This is a genomic window from Halobacterium sp. NMX12-1, assembly GCF_040435975.1.
Classification (GTDB): domain Archaea; phylum Halobacteriota; class Halobacteria; order Halobacteriales; family Halobacteriaceae; genus Halobacterium; species Halobacterium hubeiense.
On record NZ_CP159204.1, the window covers coordinates 1990482 to 2004432 of the forward strand.

Below are 13951 nucleotides of genomic sequence, written 5' to 3' on the forward strand. Positions count from 1 at the left end.
TCGCGGGGCCGCCGGCCGACAGCGAGAACGCGGCGGCCTTTTTGTGTCCACGGGCGGAAGCCACCTGCAATGAGTGCGACTCGCACGCCCGCCGACCGCCTCCGGTCGTTCGTCGGCGTGCTCGGCGACCGACGCACCTACCGGCGAGTGCTCTACTTGCTCGCCGCGATGCCGCTCGGCTTCCTCTACTACCTCCTGCTCACGTTCGGGTTCGTGTTCGGCGTCGCGCTCGCCGTGTTCGTCGTCGGCGTCCCCGTCCTGCTGGCGACGCTGCTGGTCGCGCGCGTGTTCGCCGACTGGGAGCGCCGCCTCGCGAACGCGCTCCTCGACACCGACATCCCGCCCCACGACGCCCTCCCGTCGCTCTCGGAAGACGGCGTGCTCGCGGCCGTCGGCGCGCTCGTCCGCTCGAACACCACGTGGCGCAGCGTCGCCTTCCTCGTCGTGAAGTCGCTGGTCGGCTTCCTCGCGTGGCTGTTCGTCCTCCTCGCCGGCGTCGGCGCGCTCGCGCTCCTCCTCGCCCCGCTCGGCGGCACCGCCACCGTCCTCGGGTGGACCATCGACACTCTCCCCGAGCGACTGCTCGCGCTCCCGCTCGGCGTGTTACTCGCGCTCACCACCGTCCACGTGCTCGTCGCTGCAGCCGACCAGACCGGGGACATCGCAACTGCGTTGCTCGGGAGCGAGGAGTGAGGGCAGGCGTGCTCGGTCAGGGATTTGAACCCGATGCCAGACCTCGCTGACTCACGGCTCCACCGTTCATCTTTCCAAGGTTGCTTCGCAACCTCGCACCGCTCGGTCTGCAGTGGTTCGAACCCTTCGCTGCGCGCTTTTCTCACTTCGTTCGAAAAGTGCTCGGTCAGGGATTTGAACCCTGGTCGTCGGCTCGAAAGGCCAACATGATTGGCCGGACTACACCAACCGAGCGACACTCGTTGGTACCCGGGAGAATTGTTTAAACGTGTCGTTCTGCCGTGGCCGTGTCAGTGGCCCTCGAAGTCGGGGTCGCGGTCGCCGGTGAACGCCGCGATGCCCTCCATGAGGTCCTGGGTGTTCATCAGCTGGCCGAACGCCTGCGCCTCGGCTTCGAGGCCGGCGTCCGTGGAGTCGCGGCCGGCGAGCATCGCGCGCTTCGTGTACTTCTGGGCGATGGGCGGGCCGGCGGCGAGGTCGCGGGCGAGCTCCCACGCGCGGTCGTCGAGTTCGTCGTTCGGGACGACCTCGTTGATGAACCCGTAGTCCTCCAGTTCCGCGGCCTCGTAGCGGTCCGCGGTGAAGATGATTTCCTTCGCGCGGCCCTCGCCGACGATGTTCTTGAGGCGCTGGGTGCCGCCCCAGCCCGGCAGGAGGCCGAGGTTGTGCTCGGGCTGGCCGAGTTCCGAGCGCTCGCTGGCGACGCGGAGGTCCGCGCACGTCGCCAGTTCCATCCCGCCGCCGAGACAGTAGCCGTCGATGCCCGCGACCACGGGCACGTCGGCGGCTTCGAGTTTGCCGAACGTCTGCTGGCCCTTCCGGGAGAGCTCCACGGCGTCGATGGGGTCTGCGCTGCCCGCCATCGAGGTGACGTCCGCGCCCGCGGAGAACGCCTTCTCGCCGGCGCCCGTGAGGAGGATGGCGCGCACGTCGTCGTCGCCGTCGAGGTCGTCGACGGCGTTCGCGAGGTCGTCGAGGAGGTCCTCGCTGATGGTGTTCATGCGGTGCGGGCGGTCAAGTTCCACGTGCGCGACGTTGTCCTCGACGGTCACGACGAGGTTCTCGTAGGACGCCGCTTCGTCCTCCGCTTCGGCGCCGTAGAACCCCTCGCCGGCGTCCGCGAGCCGCTGGAGTTCGTCGGCGGGCTCGTAGCGCGGTGCGCCGGTGTCCTCGTAGGCCGCTTCGAGCGCCTCGTGGAGGTGCGCGAGGCCGGCGTCGTCGGCCATCTTCGCGGGGCCCTCGGGGTAGCCGGCGCCGAGCTGGACGGCCTCGTCGATTTCCGCGGGGTCGGCGACGTCGTTGCCGACGAGCTTCGCGACCTCGTTGGCCATCACGGCGAGCAGGCGGTCGGCGACGTCGTCCCGAATCTGGTCGGTCGGAACGTCGGCACCACCTTCCTCGTAGTCGTAGAAGCCGCGGCCGGTCTTCTTCCCGAGGTCCTCGGCGTCTACCTTCTCGACGAGCAACGGGCACGGCTCGTAGGCCTCGCCGAGCACGCCCTGCATGTAGTCGAGGACGTCGTAGGAGACGTCGACGCCGACCTGGTCGGCGAGCTCGAACGCGCCCATCGGCAGGCCGAGGTCGTACTTCGTCGTGGAGTCGACCTCCTCGATGGTGGCGACGTCGTCGTGGACGAGCCACGCGGCCTCGTTCAGCAGCGGGACGAGCACGCGGTTGACGATGAAGCCCGGGGAGTCCTTGCGGACGCGAACCGGCGTCTTCCCCATCTCCTCGGCGAGGTTCTCGGTGAGGTCGAGCACGTCGTCGTCGCTGTGCTCGCCCGCGATGACCTCCACGAGCTGCATCCGCACGGGCGGATTGAAGAAGTGCATCCCGCAGAACCGCTCGGGGCGGTCGGTGACCTCCGACAGCTCCGTGATCGATAGGCTGGAGGTGTTCGTCGCGAACACCGCGTGGTCGGGCGCGTGCTGTTCGAGCTCCCGGTAGACGTTCTGTTTGATGTCCATCTTCTCCGGGACGGCCTCGACGACGAAGTCGGCGTCCTCGACGGCCGCCTCCAGGTCCACGATGGGAGTGACGCGGTCGAGGGCGGCGTCGGCCTCGTCGTCGCCAATCTGGTCGTTCTCCGCGAGCTTCCCCAGCGACCACTCGATCTGGTCGTAGCCGTTCTGCACGAACTCCTCTTTGATGTCGCGGAGGTTCACGTCGAAGCCCGCCAGCGCCGCCACTTCCGCGATGCCGTGGCCCATGTTTCCGGCGCCCAGCACCGCGATGGTCTCGATGTCATCAACGTCCATGGTAGTACACCCGCCGGGAGCCCCGTTGAAGCTTTCCCTCTCCGCGAGTGTGAACGTCTCACGGGTTTACACGCGTGGAAACTGACGGCTCTGAGTCTGGGTGCCGGCGGCGAGACGCAACGCACTTGTCGGCGTCCCGAAAACCGCTCCGGCGTGAACACCCAGCAACGCGCCGCCGCCCTCGGTCTCGTCGCCGGCGTCGTCCACACGCTGGTCGTACTGGTCGCCCTCGAATCGCTCACTGGCGGGTTCACCACCTCGACTGGACGGCTGTTCCTCCAGTCGTTGGCCTCCACGCTCGTGTCGCTGGCCGTGATTCCCGGCGTCCCGCTGTACGGCGCGTGGCGGATGCGCGTCCGCGAGTCGCCGACCCGACACGCCGCGCTCGTCGGCGTCGGCGCGGGCGTCGCGGTCGCCGTCAGCTATCCGCTGGTCACCGCGGCGAGCGTCGGCGCGCCGTTCGGCGAGGCGCTCGGGATTCGGCTCGTCGGCCCCTACCTCGTGAACGGGCTCTCGCCCGCGGTGTACAGCGGCGTCGCGGCGCTGGCGGGGTTCCTGCTCGCGGGTCGAAACGCGTAGATTCCCGCAGCGACTTCCCCACGATATGACCGACCCACACGACGTACTCCGCGACGACCCCGAGTTGGGGCCGCTCGTCGACGAGCACGGCGAACTCACACTCGACCCCGCCGACGACCCGTTCGAGCGCCTCGTCGTCTCCATCGTCCGCCAGCAGGTGTCGATGGACGCCGCCGCGGCCATCCGCGAGCGGCTCTTCGACGCCGTCGAGGTGACGCCCGAAGGCGTCGCCGGCGCCGACCCCGAGGTGCTTCGGGACGCCGGCCTCTCCAGTCAGAAGACCGACTACGTGCGGAACGTCGCCGACGCGTTCATCGAACGCGACTGGGAGCGCGAATCCTTCCAGCAGTTGAGCGACGATGAGGTGCGCGCACAACTCACGTCGATTACGGGTGTCGGCGACTGGACCGCGGAGATGTTCCTGATGTTCGGGATCGGCCGCGAGGACGTCTTCCCGGTCGGCGACCTCGGCATCCGGAAGGGGATGCAGGCGCTGTACGGCGAGGAGACGACGCGCGCGGAGATGCGCGAGGTCGCACAGCGCTGGCGACCGTACCGGTCGTACGCGTCGCTGTACGTCTGGCGCGCCTACGAGAGGTAGCTACGCGAGCCGGCGGTACGCGTGGTCGGCGAGCAGGCCGCCGACGAACGCGACGCCGACGCCCGCGAGGAGGCCGACGACGCCGACGCCGAGCGTGAGGGCGTACTGGTCGGTGTCGAGGCTGGTGTGCGCGAGCTGGGCGGCGACGGCGGCGAGCACGACGCCGAGCATCGCGACCGGGAACGCCGAGACGACGCCGACCGCGAACACGGCGATGAGCAGGTAGAGCGCGCCGAGGACGACGTTCGCGGCAGCAGTGCGCGCGCCGAACGCGTACTTGCCGGCGACGCCGCCGCTCCCGTGGCACATCGGAATCGCGCCCAGCGGGACCGCCAAGAGGTTCATCACGCCCATGCTGGTCGCGAGGTCGTCGGCCGTAGCGTCCGAGTCGAAGTACTCGCCGAGCAACAGCGCGGTCGCGACGGCGGCGTTCCCGACGGACATCGCGAGCTGTCCGACAGCGGCCTGTACGGTGCCGACGTCGAGGAGGACGGCGGGCGACGGGAGCGCGAGCGCGAACGCGGGCACCGCGGGGGAGACGCCCCCGGTTTCGGCGAGCGCGAGCGCGGCGCCAACAGCGACGACGGCGAGCGCGCTGGCGCGCACCGAGACGACCGCGACGACGGCGGCGACCGCGACCGCCGCGCCGGCGAGCGCGAGGTCCGTCGCGGCGAGGTCGAAGGCGGTCTCGAAGAGCACGAGCGCGACCGCGAGCTGGACGCCGCGGACGACCGGCTGGCCGACGAACCGGCTGACGCGCCCGAGCAGTCCGGTGGCGCCCGCGACCAGTAACGTCCCGCCCGCGAGCAGGCCGGCGGCCGCGAGCCCGCCGGCGGACAGCGACCCCGCGATTACCAGCGCCGCCAGCGCCTTCATCGGCTCGACGGAAACCGGGACGCCGTACCGCGCGCCCCACGCGACTTGGAAGACGCCGAACCAGACGAGCACGGGCGCCAGCGACACCTCCGAGAGCGCAGCGAGCGCGACGACGACGGGGACGACCGTAACCGAATCCCCTACCGCGCCCGTGAGGTCGCCGGGAATCTCGGCCGCGGTCGTCCGGGCGGCGAATCGCTCCGAGAATGCCATCGTGCACCGGGACGGTTGCCGCGGGCAAGAGTCTGACGCGTGCCCAGAAGCGGTTTTCTCGGTGGGCGAGAGTGATTGTTTTCGGTTACTCCTCGTCGGGGGCGTCGACGCGGCGCTTGACGTCGACCTGGTACTCCTGGAGGATGTCCCGCCCGAGCAACAGCGGGTAGTCCATGTGGCCGCGGTCCTCCAGCGACGCGGCGACGGTGTGGCGGTCGCCGCCGACGCCGACGACGATGTCCACGACCGGCCGCGACTTCCCGGACTTCACGCTCCCGGAGCGGACCTTCGTCATCGACTTGATGGGGCCGGCGCCGATTTGGGCGGCGAGGCGGGTGTCGATGCTGGTGCGCGCGGCGCCGGTGTCGGCCTTCGCGACGACGCGCTCGGTGCCGCTCGTCCCCGAGACCAGCACGTCCTCGGTGTAGCCGATGGTCGCGGACTCCTCGGCGGCGGGCCGGGGCTCGGTCGCCACCGAGTCGGGCTTGGAGTCGTCGAGCGTCTGAGCGAGCTCGGCGACCCGCTCGTCGTCGACCTCGCCGCCCGCCGTCTCGATGGCGAGCTTCGCGACGTACGGCGCGGGGCTGACGCCGGTCGCCTCGAACAGCCCCTTGAACCCGGCCGTGGGGTTGACTTCGAGGAGGTACCAGCCGTCGGTGCCCTCCACGAGGTCGACGCCGGCGTAGTCGAGGCCGATGGTGTCGGCCGCCGTCAGCGCCATCTCGGCAGCCTCCTCGGGCACGTCGTCGACGCCCTCGACGGAGCCGCCGAGCGCGACGTTCGTCCGCCAGTCGTTGTCGGGCGCGTACCGCCGCATCGTCGCGACGATGTCGCCGTCCACGACGTACACGCGGAGGTCGCGGTGGCGGTCGCTGTCCCGCTCGACGAGCTCCTGGAGGAACGCGTACCGGTCGCCCACCCGGGGGTTGACGCGCTCGTCCGCGCCGATTTTCCACGTGCCGCCGCCGTGCGTGCCGATGGCGGTCTTGTAGACGACCTCGTCGCCGTACTTCGCCTTCTCGTCGTTGAGCCGGTCGGCGTCCAGCGCGAGCGTCGCGTCCGGCAGTCGGACGTCGCCGTTCGCGAGCGTGGTCGCAGTCGCGAACTTGTGGAACGCCGTCAGGACGTTCCGCGGGCGGTTCAGCATCGGCCGGAGCTGGCTCAGCGACAGCGCCAGCCCCAGCAGTTCCGCGGGCTGTTCGGTCTTCGAGAGGAGCAGGCGGTTGGCGATGACGTCGACGTACGGGTCGAGCGTCGAGTCGTCGTCCGCGATGTCCACGCAGAGGTTGTCCTCGCGGAGCCACACGCCCGAGTGGCCGAGCGCTTCCACCGCGTTCAGTATCGCCTTCGTCTCCTTGCTGTTGTGGAGGCTGAGTACGCCGACAGAGACAGAGTCGTCCATCCCGTGAACTGACGGCGGGCAGCGACTAAACGGTGCCGACGGTTCGGACGGTAGTGTTCAGATTAGCTGATTCCATGCGAAGGCGAACGCTTGCAGCCAATTTTCGACAGTATCTGCTTCGGCGTGACTGAAACAGTTTGAGAACTGGTTGGTTCGGCGTTTTAGTTCTCGGAAAACACGTTCGATGCTGTTCCGATTACCGTGTTTTTCGTATCGGTAATCGAGGCCGTGTCGATGGAGTGCTGCTTGGAGCCACGGTGCAGAATCGACGAGAAAGACTGCGTCATCGACGAGATGTTTCTCGCGGAGTTCCGCAAGAAACATCTCGGTGATCGCTTGATTTCTCGTCGGAGCGAGCGTGACGTGCAGCAAGCGGTTGGTGTCGGGATTGACTGCGGCGTACAGCCAGAATCGTTCGTCGTTGAGTTGGATCACGGTCTCGTCGACCGCGACGTGATCCGGGTTCGCACCATTGAGGGGCTGTAGGTCGGCCTTCTGCACCCAGTTGTGAACGGTGGTTCGACAGCGTTCGACACCCAACCTATCGAGAATTGAAACGGTATCCGAAAGTGATAGTCCGGCCAGGTGGAGTCGGATACCGAGCTTCATCGCCGGCTCGGGTGTCGCCTCTCGCTCCAGAAAATCTAACTCGAAGCAGTCGCTACCACCGTCGAGGCGGGCGATTTCGAGCATAGACCACTCAAAAATCGTTCCGCCTCACTCTTCATCCTTATGTGAACACCGCCGTTCGGACGGCCCTGTTTTACGTGTCGCTCGCGAACCTTGGTCCATGACCGACGGGGCGTTCACGTACGACGGCGGCCGGGTGGACCCCGGGGAGCGCGCGGACATCCGGTACACCATCAGCGAGACGTACCTCGGGGACCCGGTCCGCATCCCCGTCTCCATCGTGAACGGCGAGCAGCCCGGCCCGACCGCCTTCCTCTCGGCGGCCTCCCACGGCGACGAACTCAACGGCATCGAAGTGGTGCGGGAGGTCTCCCACGAGTGGTCGCACGCCAACCTCCACGGGACGCTGGTCTGTCTGCCCGTGCTGAACGTCCCGGGGTTCGTCACCCAGCAGCGCTACCTCCCCGTCTACGACCGCGATCTGAACCGCTCGTTCCCCGGCAACGACGCCTCAACGAGCGCCAAGCGGATGGCCGACCAGATTTTCCGGAACTTCCTCGCGCCCTGCGACTTCGGGCTGGACTTCCACACCTCGACGCGCGGCCGCACGAACATGCTCCACGTCCGCGCGGACATGACCGACGACGACGTGGTTCGGCTCGCGCGGTCGTTCGGCTCGAACGTCGTCATCGACAGCGAGGGGTCGTCGGGGACGCTCCGCCGCGAGGCGACCGAGGCCGGCGTCCCGACCGTCACCGTGGAGATGGGGGAAGCCCACCGGTTCCAGCGCGGGCTCATCGACCGCGCGCTCGACGGCGTCCACAGCGTGCTCGCGGGGTACGGCGTCTATCCGACGGAGGCCGTGGACCTGCCGGCGTGGTGGACCGTCGTCACGACCGACCAGAAGACGTGGATTCGCGCGGACGACGGCGGCCTCGTGGACATGCACTACGAGCGCGGCGACCTCGTCCGCGAGGGCGACGCCATCTGCAGCATCTCGAACCCGTTCAAGACCGACGTCGAGGACGTGGAGGCGCCGTTCACGGGACTGCTCGTCGGGAAACTGGAGAACCCCGTCGTCTACCCGGGGAACCCGCTGGTCCACCTCGTGGAACTCGACGCCGCGACCCAGCGCGCCTACGAGCGCGCCCGCGAGGCGGGGTCCGGGCCGCCGGCCTGACGCGGCGCACGGCGAACGTGTTCGTTTCCGGTCCGAGAGGTGTAATATCCTCTAACTATTTACGGAAATAAAATGCTAGAACTTCCGATAAAGAGTCTAAAAGCATCTTAATCCGCGTTAACTGTTCGGGGTTTTTTACTACCCGGGGACGGACGTACGAACTGCGATGTCGGACCACTCGACTCACACCAGACGCAGCATCGTGAAGGCAGTCGGCGCGACCGCCGCGGCCGGCCTGTTCACCGGCGCGGCGAGCGCGGCGACCAGCGACGAGGGCGGACTCGAAGTCGTCGAGTCCCCCACCGCGAGCACGCTCTACGACGTCGAATCCACGACCGCGGGCGCGTTCGCGGTCGGCAGCGGCGGCGTGGTACTCGAGCGCACCGCCAACGGCTGGGAGAAGCTCCTCGACGGCGGCCCGACGGGGAACGGAAACAGCGTCTACGGCGCTGACGTGACCGACGACGGGAAGCGCCTGTGGTTCGTCGGCTCCTCGGGCGCCATCGGCGAGTACGACGTCGAAGCCGGCGTCCTCAACGACCACTCCGCGCCCATGGACGTCACGAACAACTTCAACGACGTCTCCGTCACCGGCGAGGCCGGCGAGGCGAACGTCTACGTCGCCGGCGACTCCGGGAAGATGTACTTCTCCTACGAGAACGGCGAGACCGGCTCGTGGGACTACACGACGCCCGGCTCGGGTGCCGCAATCAACGCCGTGGACTTCTTCGACGACCGCAGCGGCCACATCGTCGACGGCAACACCAGCGTGTTCTACACGCGCGACGGCGGCACGTGGGACAAGCTCGGCATCGCGAACGCCAACCACAACTTCTACGGCGTCGACTCGGACGGCTTCGACGACGTCTGGATCTCGGGCGGCGGCGGCACCGTCTACCACTGGAACGGCAGCGAGTGGGTGCGCTCGGACACCGGCGACGCCACCCTCCGCGACGTCGAAGTCGCCGACGGTAGCGGCGCCACGGTCGGCGGCGGCGGGAAGTTCTACGCCTACGACGGCAGCAAGTGGGCGGCCCAGAGCACGCCGACCGGCCAGAACCTGAAGGCGGTGCTGCGCGGCGACACCACCATCGCGGTCGGTGCCGGCGGCACCATCCTCGAAGGCTGACGCCCCGCAGGCGTCCCCGTCGAACGGCCCTCGACCGAACATATTCTCCCGCCGGGTTCGCGGGCGACGCGCGCCCGCCGCCCCGCGGTTCGTGCGACGCGCTCGTGTAGTAACTTCTATGTGCGGAGGGACCACACGCTCCGAATGGTATGAGTCAGTCGTACGACCGAGGCCTCATCGAGGACTTCGGCCGGTGGCGGGAGTTCACGGCCGGGATGTGGGCCTGGGTATTTCACAAGTTCACGGGGTGGGTGCTCATCGGCTACCTGTTCACCCACATCGCCGTCCTGAGCACGTCCATGCAGGGCGCCGAGACGTACAACCAGACGCTGTCCGGGCTGGAGGGGCTGGCGCTGGTCCGGCTGCTGGAGGTCGGCCTGCTGGCGGTCGCCGTCTTCCACATCCTCAACGGCATCCGCCTGCTGTTCGTCGACCTCGGCGTGGGACTGGAATCGCAAGACAAGAGCTTCTACGCGTCGCTCGTGCTGACCGGCGTCATCGTCGTCGCGAGCGTGCCGACGTTCGTCTCGGGGGCGTTCTAACAATGGCACAACGCTACTCCTCGTTCAGTTCGGGTTCGACCGCATGGCTACTCCAGCGCATCACGGCGGCGTTCCTCGTCGTCGTGCTGGCGTTCCACTTCTTCAACCTCCACTTCGTCACGCACGCCTACGAGATCGAGTTCGCGGGCAGTCAGGCGCGCATGCAGAACGTCGGCTACTTCGTGACGATGATACTGTTCCTGCTGACCGCGACGTTCCACGGCGTCAACGGCGTCTACAACGCGCTGGTCAACCAGGGCATCGACGGCGTCCAGAAGCGCATCGCGCAGGTCGTCCTCGGTGCCGCCGCGCTGTTGCTGGTCGTGCAGGGGATTCGCGTCGCAAACACCCTCGCGGGATTCTAACATGAGTACGCAGACACCCGACACCGACTCCGAGACGGAACAGCCCTCGTCCACGTCGCCGCAGGAGCGGCGGATGGCCGAGAAACAGGCGCGCAAGGAGCAACGCGAGGCCGACGAGGCCGCCGCCGCAAACGAGATTCAGGGCGAGACGGTGGAGCTGAAAGTGTTCCGCTACGACCCCGAGATCGAGGGCAAGGAGGAGCCGCGCTTCGACTCCTTTACCGTGCCCTTCGAGAAGGGGATGACCGTCCTCGACGCGCTCATCTACGCGCGCGACGAGTACGACTCCAGTCTCACCTTCCGGCACTCCTGCCGGCAGGCGGTCTGCGGGTCGGACGCGTTCTTCGTGAACGGCCGCCAGCGGCTCGGCTGTCAGACCCAGATTGCGGACCTCGACGGCCCGGTGCGCGTCGAGCCGCTCCCCCACCAGGAGGTCGTCAAAGACCTCGTGGTGGAGATGGACCACTTCTACGACCAGATGGAGTCCGTCGATCCGTTCTTCGACCCCGACGAGACGCCCGACGACGAACTCGAAGAGCAGCGCCAGGACCGCGAGAACCGCGAGAAGGTCAAGCTCTCGACGCGCTGCATCTGGTGTGGCGCGTGCATGTCCTCGTGCAATATCGCCGCGGGCGACAACAAGTACCTCGGCCCGGCGGCCATCAACAAGGCCTACCGCTTCTACATGGACGAGCGCGAGGGCGAGAACAAGCGGCAGGAACGCCTCGAAATCATCGAGGCCGAACACGGCGTCTGGCGGTGTCAGACCCAGTTCTCGTGTACGAACGTCTGTCCGAAGGACATCCCGCTCACCGAGCACATCCAAGAGCTGAAGCGCGAAGCCGTCAAGCAGAACCTCAAATTCTGGTAACATGTACGAGCACGACGTAATCGTAGTCGGCGGCGGCGGCGCGGGGCTCCGAGCCGCAATCGCCGCCCACGAGGAAGGCGCAGACGTAGCAATCGTCACGAAACTCCACCCGGTGCGCTCGCACACGGGCGCCGCGGAGGGCGGCATCAACGCCGCCCTGCAGGACGGCGACTCCTGGGAGGACCACGCGTACGACACGATGAAAGGGTCGGACTACCTCGGCGACGCCCCCGCAGTCGACACGTTCGCGCAGGACGCCCCCGAGGAGGTCATCCAGCTGGAACACTGGGGGATGCCGTTCTCCCGCGAGGAGGACGGCACGGTCAGCCAGCGGCCGTTCGGCGGCCTCTCCTTCCCGCGGACGACGTACGCGGGCGCCGAGACCGGCCACCACATGCTCCACACGCTGTACGAGCAGGTGGTCAAGCGAGGCATCGAGGTGTACGACGAGTGGTACGTCAGCCAGGTCGCGGTCACCGACGAGGACGACCCCAACGAGCGCGACTGCCACGGCGTCGTCGCGTGGGACGTCCAGAGCGGCGAAATCGCGGGCTTCCGCGCCCGCGACGGCGTGATTCTGGCGACCGGCGGCCTCGGGCAGGCGTTCGACCACACGACGAACGCCGTCGCCAACACCGGCGACGGCGTCGCCATCGCGTACCGCGCGGGCGTCCCGATGGAGGACATGGAGATGATTCAGTTCCACCCGACGACGCTCCCCTCGACGGGCGTCCTCATCAGCGAGGGCGTCCGCGGGGAGGGCGGCATCCTCTACAACTCCGAGGGCGAGCGCTTCATGTTCGAGTACGGGTACGCGACCAACGACGGCGAACTCGCGTCCCGCGACGTGGTGGCGCGCGCGGAACTCACGGAAGTGCAGGAGGGCCGCGGCGTCGAGGACGAGTACGTCTACCTCGACATGCGCCACCTCGGCGAGGAGCGCATCACCGACCGGCTGGAGAACATCCTCCACCTCGCGCGCGACTTCGAGGGCGTGGACGGCTTGGAGGAGCCGATGCCGGTCAAGCCCGGCCAGCACTACGCGATGGGCGGCATCGAGGTCAACGAGCACGGCGAGACGTGCATCGACGGCCTCTACGCGGCCGGCGAGTGCGCGTGCGTGAGCCTCCACGGCGGCAACCGCCTCGGCGGGAACGCGCTCCCCGAACTGCTCGTGTTCGGCGCTCGCGCGGGCCGCCACGCCGCGGGCGCGGACATGCCCGAGCCGAAAATCGAGACCGGCCCCGAGCCGGACGCCGAGCGCGAAGACCTCGGCGTGCCGGTCGGCGAGCCCGGCGCGAAGGAAGCCGCCGCCGACGGTGGCGCCGTCGAGAACCCCGACAGCGACCCGAAGGCGGTCGTCGAAGCGACCGCGGAGGCCGAGCGCGAGCGCATCGAGACGCTGCTGGAGCGCGAGGACGGCGTCAACCACGCCGACGTGCGCGCGGACCTCCAGGAGTCGATGACGGAGAACGTCAACGTGTTCCGGGAGGAGGAGAACCTCAAGCAGGCGCTCCGGGACATCCAGGACGCCCGCGAGCGCTACCAGGACGTCTACGTCGCGGACAAGTCCCGGACGTTCAACACCGACCTCCAGCACACCATCGAGACGCGGAACCTGCTGGACGTCGCGGAGGCCATCACGATGGGCGCGCTCGCCCGCGAGGAGTTCCGCGGCGCGCACTGGCGCAAGGAGCACCAGGAGCGCAAGGACGACGAGTACCTCAAGCACACGCTCGTCTCGTGGAACGACGGCGAGCCCGAACTGTGGTACCGCCCGGTCATCCTCGAGGGCGACGAGCAGACCTACGAGCCGAAGGTCCGCTCGTACTGACCGCGTTCTCCGTCTCTCGTTCCCGTTTCCGGCGACCGACAGCGGCGGCTCCGTCCCGCGTCAGCTGACTGCCTGCGACTCGAACAGCTGCCAGCACTGGTCGCGGAGCCAGCCCACCGTCCGCCGGCCGGGGTCGGTGAAGCAGAGCGCGCCGGCGAACGCTATCGAGAGCGCGCGAACGGCGACCTCCGTCCACGGCGACGCGGCGGAGACGACGGCAATTAACAGCAGGAGCTGGGCGGCGTTCTGGAGGAGGAAGTAGCCCACGCTGGCGCGCAGCGACGGCCGGAAGCCCGCGACCCACAGCGCGGCCACGACGACCGTCCCGAACACCAGCCCGGCGTTTATCGCCGCCGGCGGCGCGTCCACGGAGAGCGCTCCGTGGAGGTCGATGCCGAGGCCGACGAACGAGCCGCCGACGAGGAACCAGACGAGCAGGAGGTGGACCAGCGACGGCGCCTCGCGTGGGCCGTCGTGCTGCGTTCGGGTGGTGGAGGGACTCACGACCGTGGGTACTCGGAGCCCGGACAAGTATTTTGTCGCTGTCAGTTCCCGAGCGCCGGCGCAGAGTTCAGACGCCGAGCGCGTCCAGCAGGTCGAAGCCGAAGCCGAAGTGCTTGACGAGCCGGTAGCCCACCCAGATGCCGACGATGCCCATGACGCCCGCCAGCGACGGCGGCGCGGGAATCGGGATGCGGAGGGACGCGAACACCACGCCGACGGCGATGCCGGTCAGCGTCGCGGCGACGACGAAAGCGACGTTCATGGCCGTGGCTGA

The 13951-nt window shown here is 68.3% G+C and carries 15 protein-coding genes and 1 tRNA gene; 9 read left to right on the forward strand and 7 right to left on the reverse strand.

The features are described from left to right. Positions 1–69 precede the first annotated feature (69 nt). A complete protein-coding gene (locus ABSL23_RS12155; protein ID WP_353633908.1) occupies positions 70–693 on the forward strand; it encodes a sensor domain-containing protein in 624 nt (207 codons plus the stop codon). 159 nt (positions 694–852) lie between these two features. Here ABSL23_RS12155 and ABSL23_RS12160 read toward each other — a convergent pair. Together ABSL23_RS12160 and ABSL23_RS12165 are read right to left on the reverse strand one after the other, a co-directional pair. Beyond that, positions 853–927 (reverse strand) — tRNA-Glu (locus ABSL23_RS12160). Positions 928–983: 56 nt separating this feature from the next. Beyond that, on the reverse strand, positions 984–2951 hold the full coding sequence (locus ABSL23_RS12165) for a 3-hydroxyacyl-CoA dehydrogenase/enoyl-CoA hydratase family protein (RefSeq protein WP_353633909.1): 1968 nt from the start codon (positions 2949–2951) through the stop codon (positions 984–986). A 153-nt stretch (positions 2952–3104) separates the two neighbouring features. On the opposite strand from ABSL23_RS12165, the gene ABSL23_RS12170 reads away from it, so the two are divergent. Both ABSL23_RS12170 and ABSL23_RS12175 read left to right on the forward strand, forming a co-directional pair. Beyond that, entirely contained in the window at positions 3105–3530 is a 426-nt protein-coding gene (locus ABSL23_RS12170; RefSeq protein ID WP_059056917.1) for a hypothetical protein, read from the forward strand. Between the two features lie 25 nt (positions 3531–3555). Further along, positions 3556–4131 carry a DNA-3-methyladenine glycosylase gene (locus tag ABSL23_RS12175; RefSeq protein ID WP_353633910.1) on the forward strand — a complete coding sequence of 192 codons (576 nt, stop codon included), beginning with the start codon at positions 3556–3558 and terminating at the stop codon, positions 4129–4131. Here ABSL23_RS12175 and ABSL23_RS12180 read toward each other — a convergent pair whose 3' ends face one another. From ABSL23_RS12180 to ABSL23_RS12190, 3 genes are all read right to left on the reverse strand, one after another. After that, positions 4132–5220, reverse strand: a complete 1089-nt coding sequence (locus ABSL23_RS12180; RefSeq protein WP_353633911.1) for a putative sulfate/molybdate transporter — start codon at positions 5218–5220, stop codon at positions 4132–4134. It lies immediately after the preceding gene. An 85-nt stretch (positions 5221–5305) separates the two neighbouring features. Then, positions 5306–6622 (reverse strand): RimK/LysX family protein, encoded by a 1317-nt coding sequence (locus tag ABSL23_RS12185; RefSeq protein ID WP_353633912.1) that lies wholly within the window; start codon positions 6620–6622, stop codon positions 5306–5308. 57 nt (positions 6623–6679) lie between these two features. Then, a complete protein-coding gene (locus ABSL23_RS12190; RefSeq protein ID WP_353633913.1) occupies positions 6680–7315 on the reverse strand; it encodes an IS6 family transposase in 636 nt (211 codons plus the stop codon). Between the two features lie 97 nt (positions 7316–7412). Here ABSL23_RS12190 and ABSL23_RS12195 point away from each other — a divergent pair, with 97 nt between their 5' ends. The 6 genes from ABSL23_RS12195 (at position 7413) to ABSL23_RS12220 (ending at position 13173) form a co-directional block, all read left to right on the forward strand. Continuing rightward, on the forward strand, positions 7413–8432 hold the full coding sequence (locus ABSL23_RS12195; RefSeq protein WP_353633914.1) for a succinylglutamate desuccinylase/aspartoacylase family protein: 1020 nt from the start codon (positions 7413–7415) through the stop codon (positions 8430–8432). 166 nt (positions 8433–8598) lie between these two features. Beyond that, positions 8599–9561, forward strand: coding sequence for a hypothetical protein (locus ABSL23_RS12200; protein ID WP_059056922.1), 963 nt, complete (start codon positions 8599–8601; stop codon positions 9559–9561). A 149-nt stretch (positions 9562–9710) separates the two neighbouring features. Further along, entirely contained in the window at positions 9711–10103 is a 393-nt protein-coding gene (gene sdhC, locus ABSL23_RS12205; RefSeq protein ID WP_059056923.1) for a succinate dehydrogenase, cytochrome b556 subunit, read from the forward strand. Between the two features lie 2 nt (positions 10104–10105). Beyond that, on the forward strand, positions 10106–10468 hold the full coding sequence (locus ABSL23_RS12210) for a succinate dehydrogenase hydrophobic membrane anchor subunit (protein ID WP_059056924.1): 363 nt from the start codon (positions 10106–10108) through the stop codon (positions 10466–10468). A 1-nt stretch (position 10469) separates the two neighbouring features. Then, complete coding sequence (locus ABSL23_RS12215; RefSeq protein ID WP_059056925.1) at positions 10470–11339, forward strand: succinate dehydrogenase/fumarate reductase iron-sulfur subunit; 870 nt, start codon at positions 10470–10472, stop codon at positions 11337–11339. A gap of 1 nt (position 11340) precedes the next feature. After that, positions 11341–13173 carry an FAD-binding protein gene (locus ABSL23_RS12220; protein WP_353633915.1) on the forward strand — a complete coding sequence of 611 codons (1833 nt, stop codon included), beginning with the start codon at positions 11341–11343 and terminating at the stop codon, positions 13171–13173. 60 nt (positions 13174–13233) lie between these two features. On the opposite strand, the gene ABSL23_RS12225 is transcribed toward ABSL23_RS12220, so the two are convergent. Next, positions 13234–13677: a hypothetical protein gene (locus tag ABSL23_RS12225; RefSeq protein WP_353633916.1), complete on the reverse strand. Its 444-nt coding sequence runs from the start codon at positions 13675–13677 to the stop codon at positions 13234–13236. 67 nt (positions 13678–13744) lie between these two features. After that, on the reverse strand, positions 13745–13939 hold the full coding sequence (locus ABSL23_RS12230; protein ID WP_353633917.1) for a XapX domain-containing protein: 195 nt from the start codon (positions 13937–13939) through the stop codon (positions 13745–13747). Positions 13940–13951: the final 12 nt, after the last annotated feature.

What these genes read in the sequence shown, in the direction of transcription:
- sdhC (WP_059056923.1), top strand. Translation starts at nt 9,711, where the DNA reads ATGAGTCAGTCGTACGACCGAGGCCTCATCGAGGACTTCGGCCGGTGG.
- ABSL23_RS12165 (WP_353633909.1), bottom strand. Translation starts at nt 2,951, where the DNA reads ATGGACGTTGATGACATCGAGACCATCGCGGTGCTGGGCGCCGGAAAC.
- ABSL23_RS12220 (WP_353633915.1), top strand. Translation starts at nt 11,341, where the DNA reads ATGTACGAGCACGACGTAATCGTAGTCGGCGGCGGCGGCGCGGGGCTC.
- ABSL23_RS12155 (WP_353633908.1), top strand. Translation starts at nt 70, where the DNA reads ATGAGTGCGACTCGCACGCCCGCCGACCGCCTCCGGTCGTTCGTCGGC.
- ABSL23_RS12190 (WP_353633913.1), bottom strand. Translation starts at nt 7,315, where the DNA reads ATGCTCGAAATCGCCCGCCTCGACGGTGGTAGCGACTGCTTCGAGTTA.
- ABSL23_RS12210 (WP_059056924.1), top strand. Translation starts at nt 10,106, where the DNA reads ATGGCACAACGCTACTCCTCGTTCAGTTCGGGTTCGACCGCATGGCTA.
- ABSL23_RS12180 (WP_353633911.1), bottom strand. Translation starts at nt 5,220, where the DNA reads ATGGCATTCTCGGAGCGATTCGCCGCCCGGACGACCGCGGCCGAGATT.
- ABSL23_RS12200 (WP_059056922.1), top strand. Translation starts at nt 8,599, where the DNA reads ATGTCGGACCACTCGACTCACACCAGACGCAGCATCGTGAAGGCAGTC.
- ABSL23_RS12175 (WP_353633910.1), top strand. Translation starts at nt 3,556, where the DNA reads ATGACCGACCCACACGACGTACTCCGCGACGACCCCGAGTTGGGGCCG.
- ABSL23_RS12215 (WP_059056925.1), top strand. Translation starts at nt 10,470, where the DNA reads ATGAGTACGCAGACACCCGACACCGACTCCGAGACGGAACAGCCCTCG.
- ABSL23_RS12195 (WP_353633914.1), top strand. Translation starts at nt 7,413, where the DNA reads ATGACCGACGGGGCGTTCACGTACGACGGCGGCCGGGTGGACCCCGGG.
- ABSL23_RS12230 (WP_353633917.1), bottom strand. Translation starts at nt 13,939, where the DNA reads ATGAACGTCGCTTTCGTCGTCGCCGCGACGCTGACCGGCATCGCCGTC.
- ABSL23_RS12185 (WP_353633912.1), bottom strand. Translation starts at nt 6,622, where the DNA reads ATGGACGACTCTGTCTCTGTCGGCGTACTCAGCCTCCACAACAGCAAG.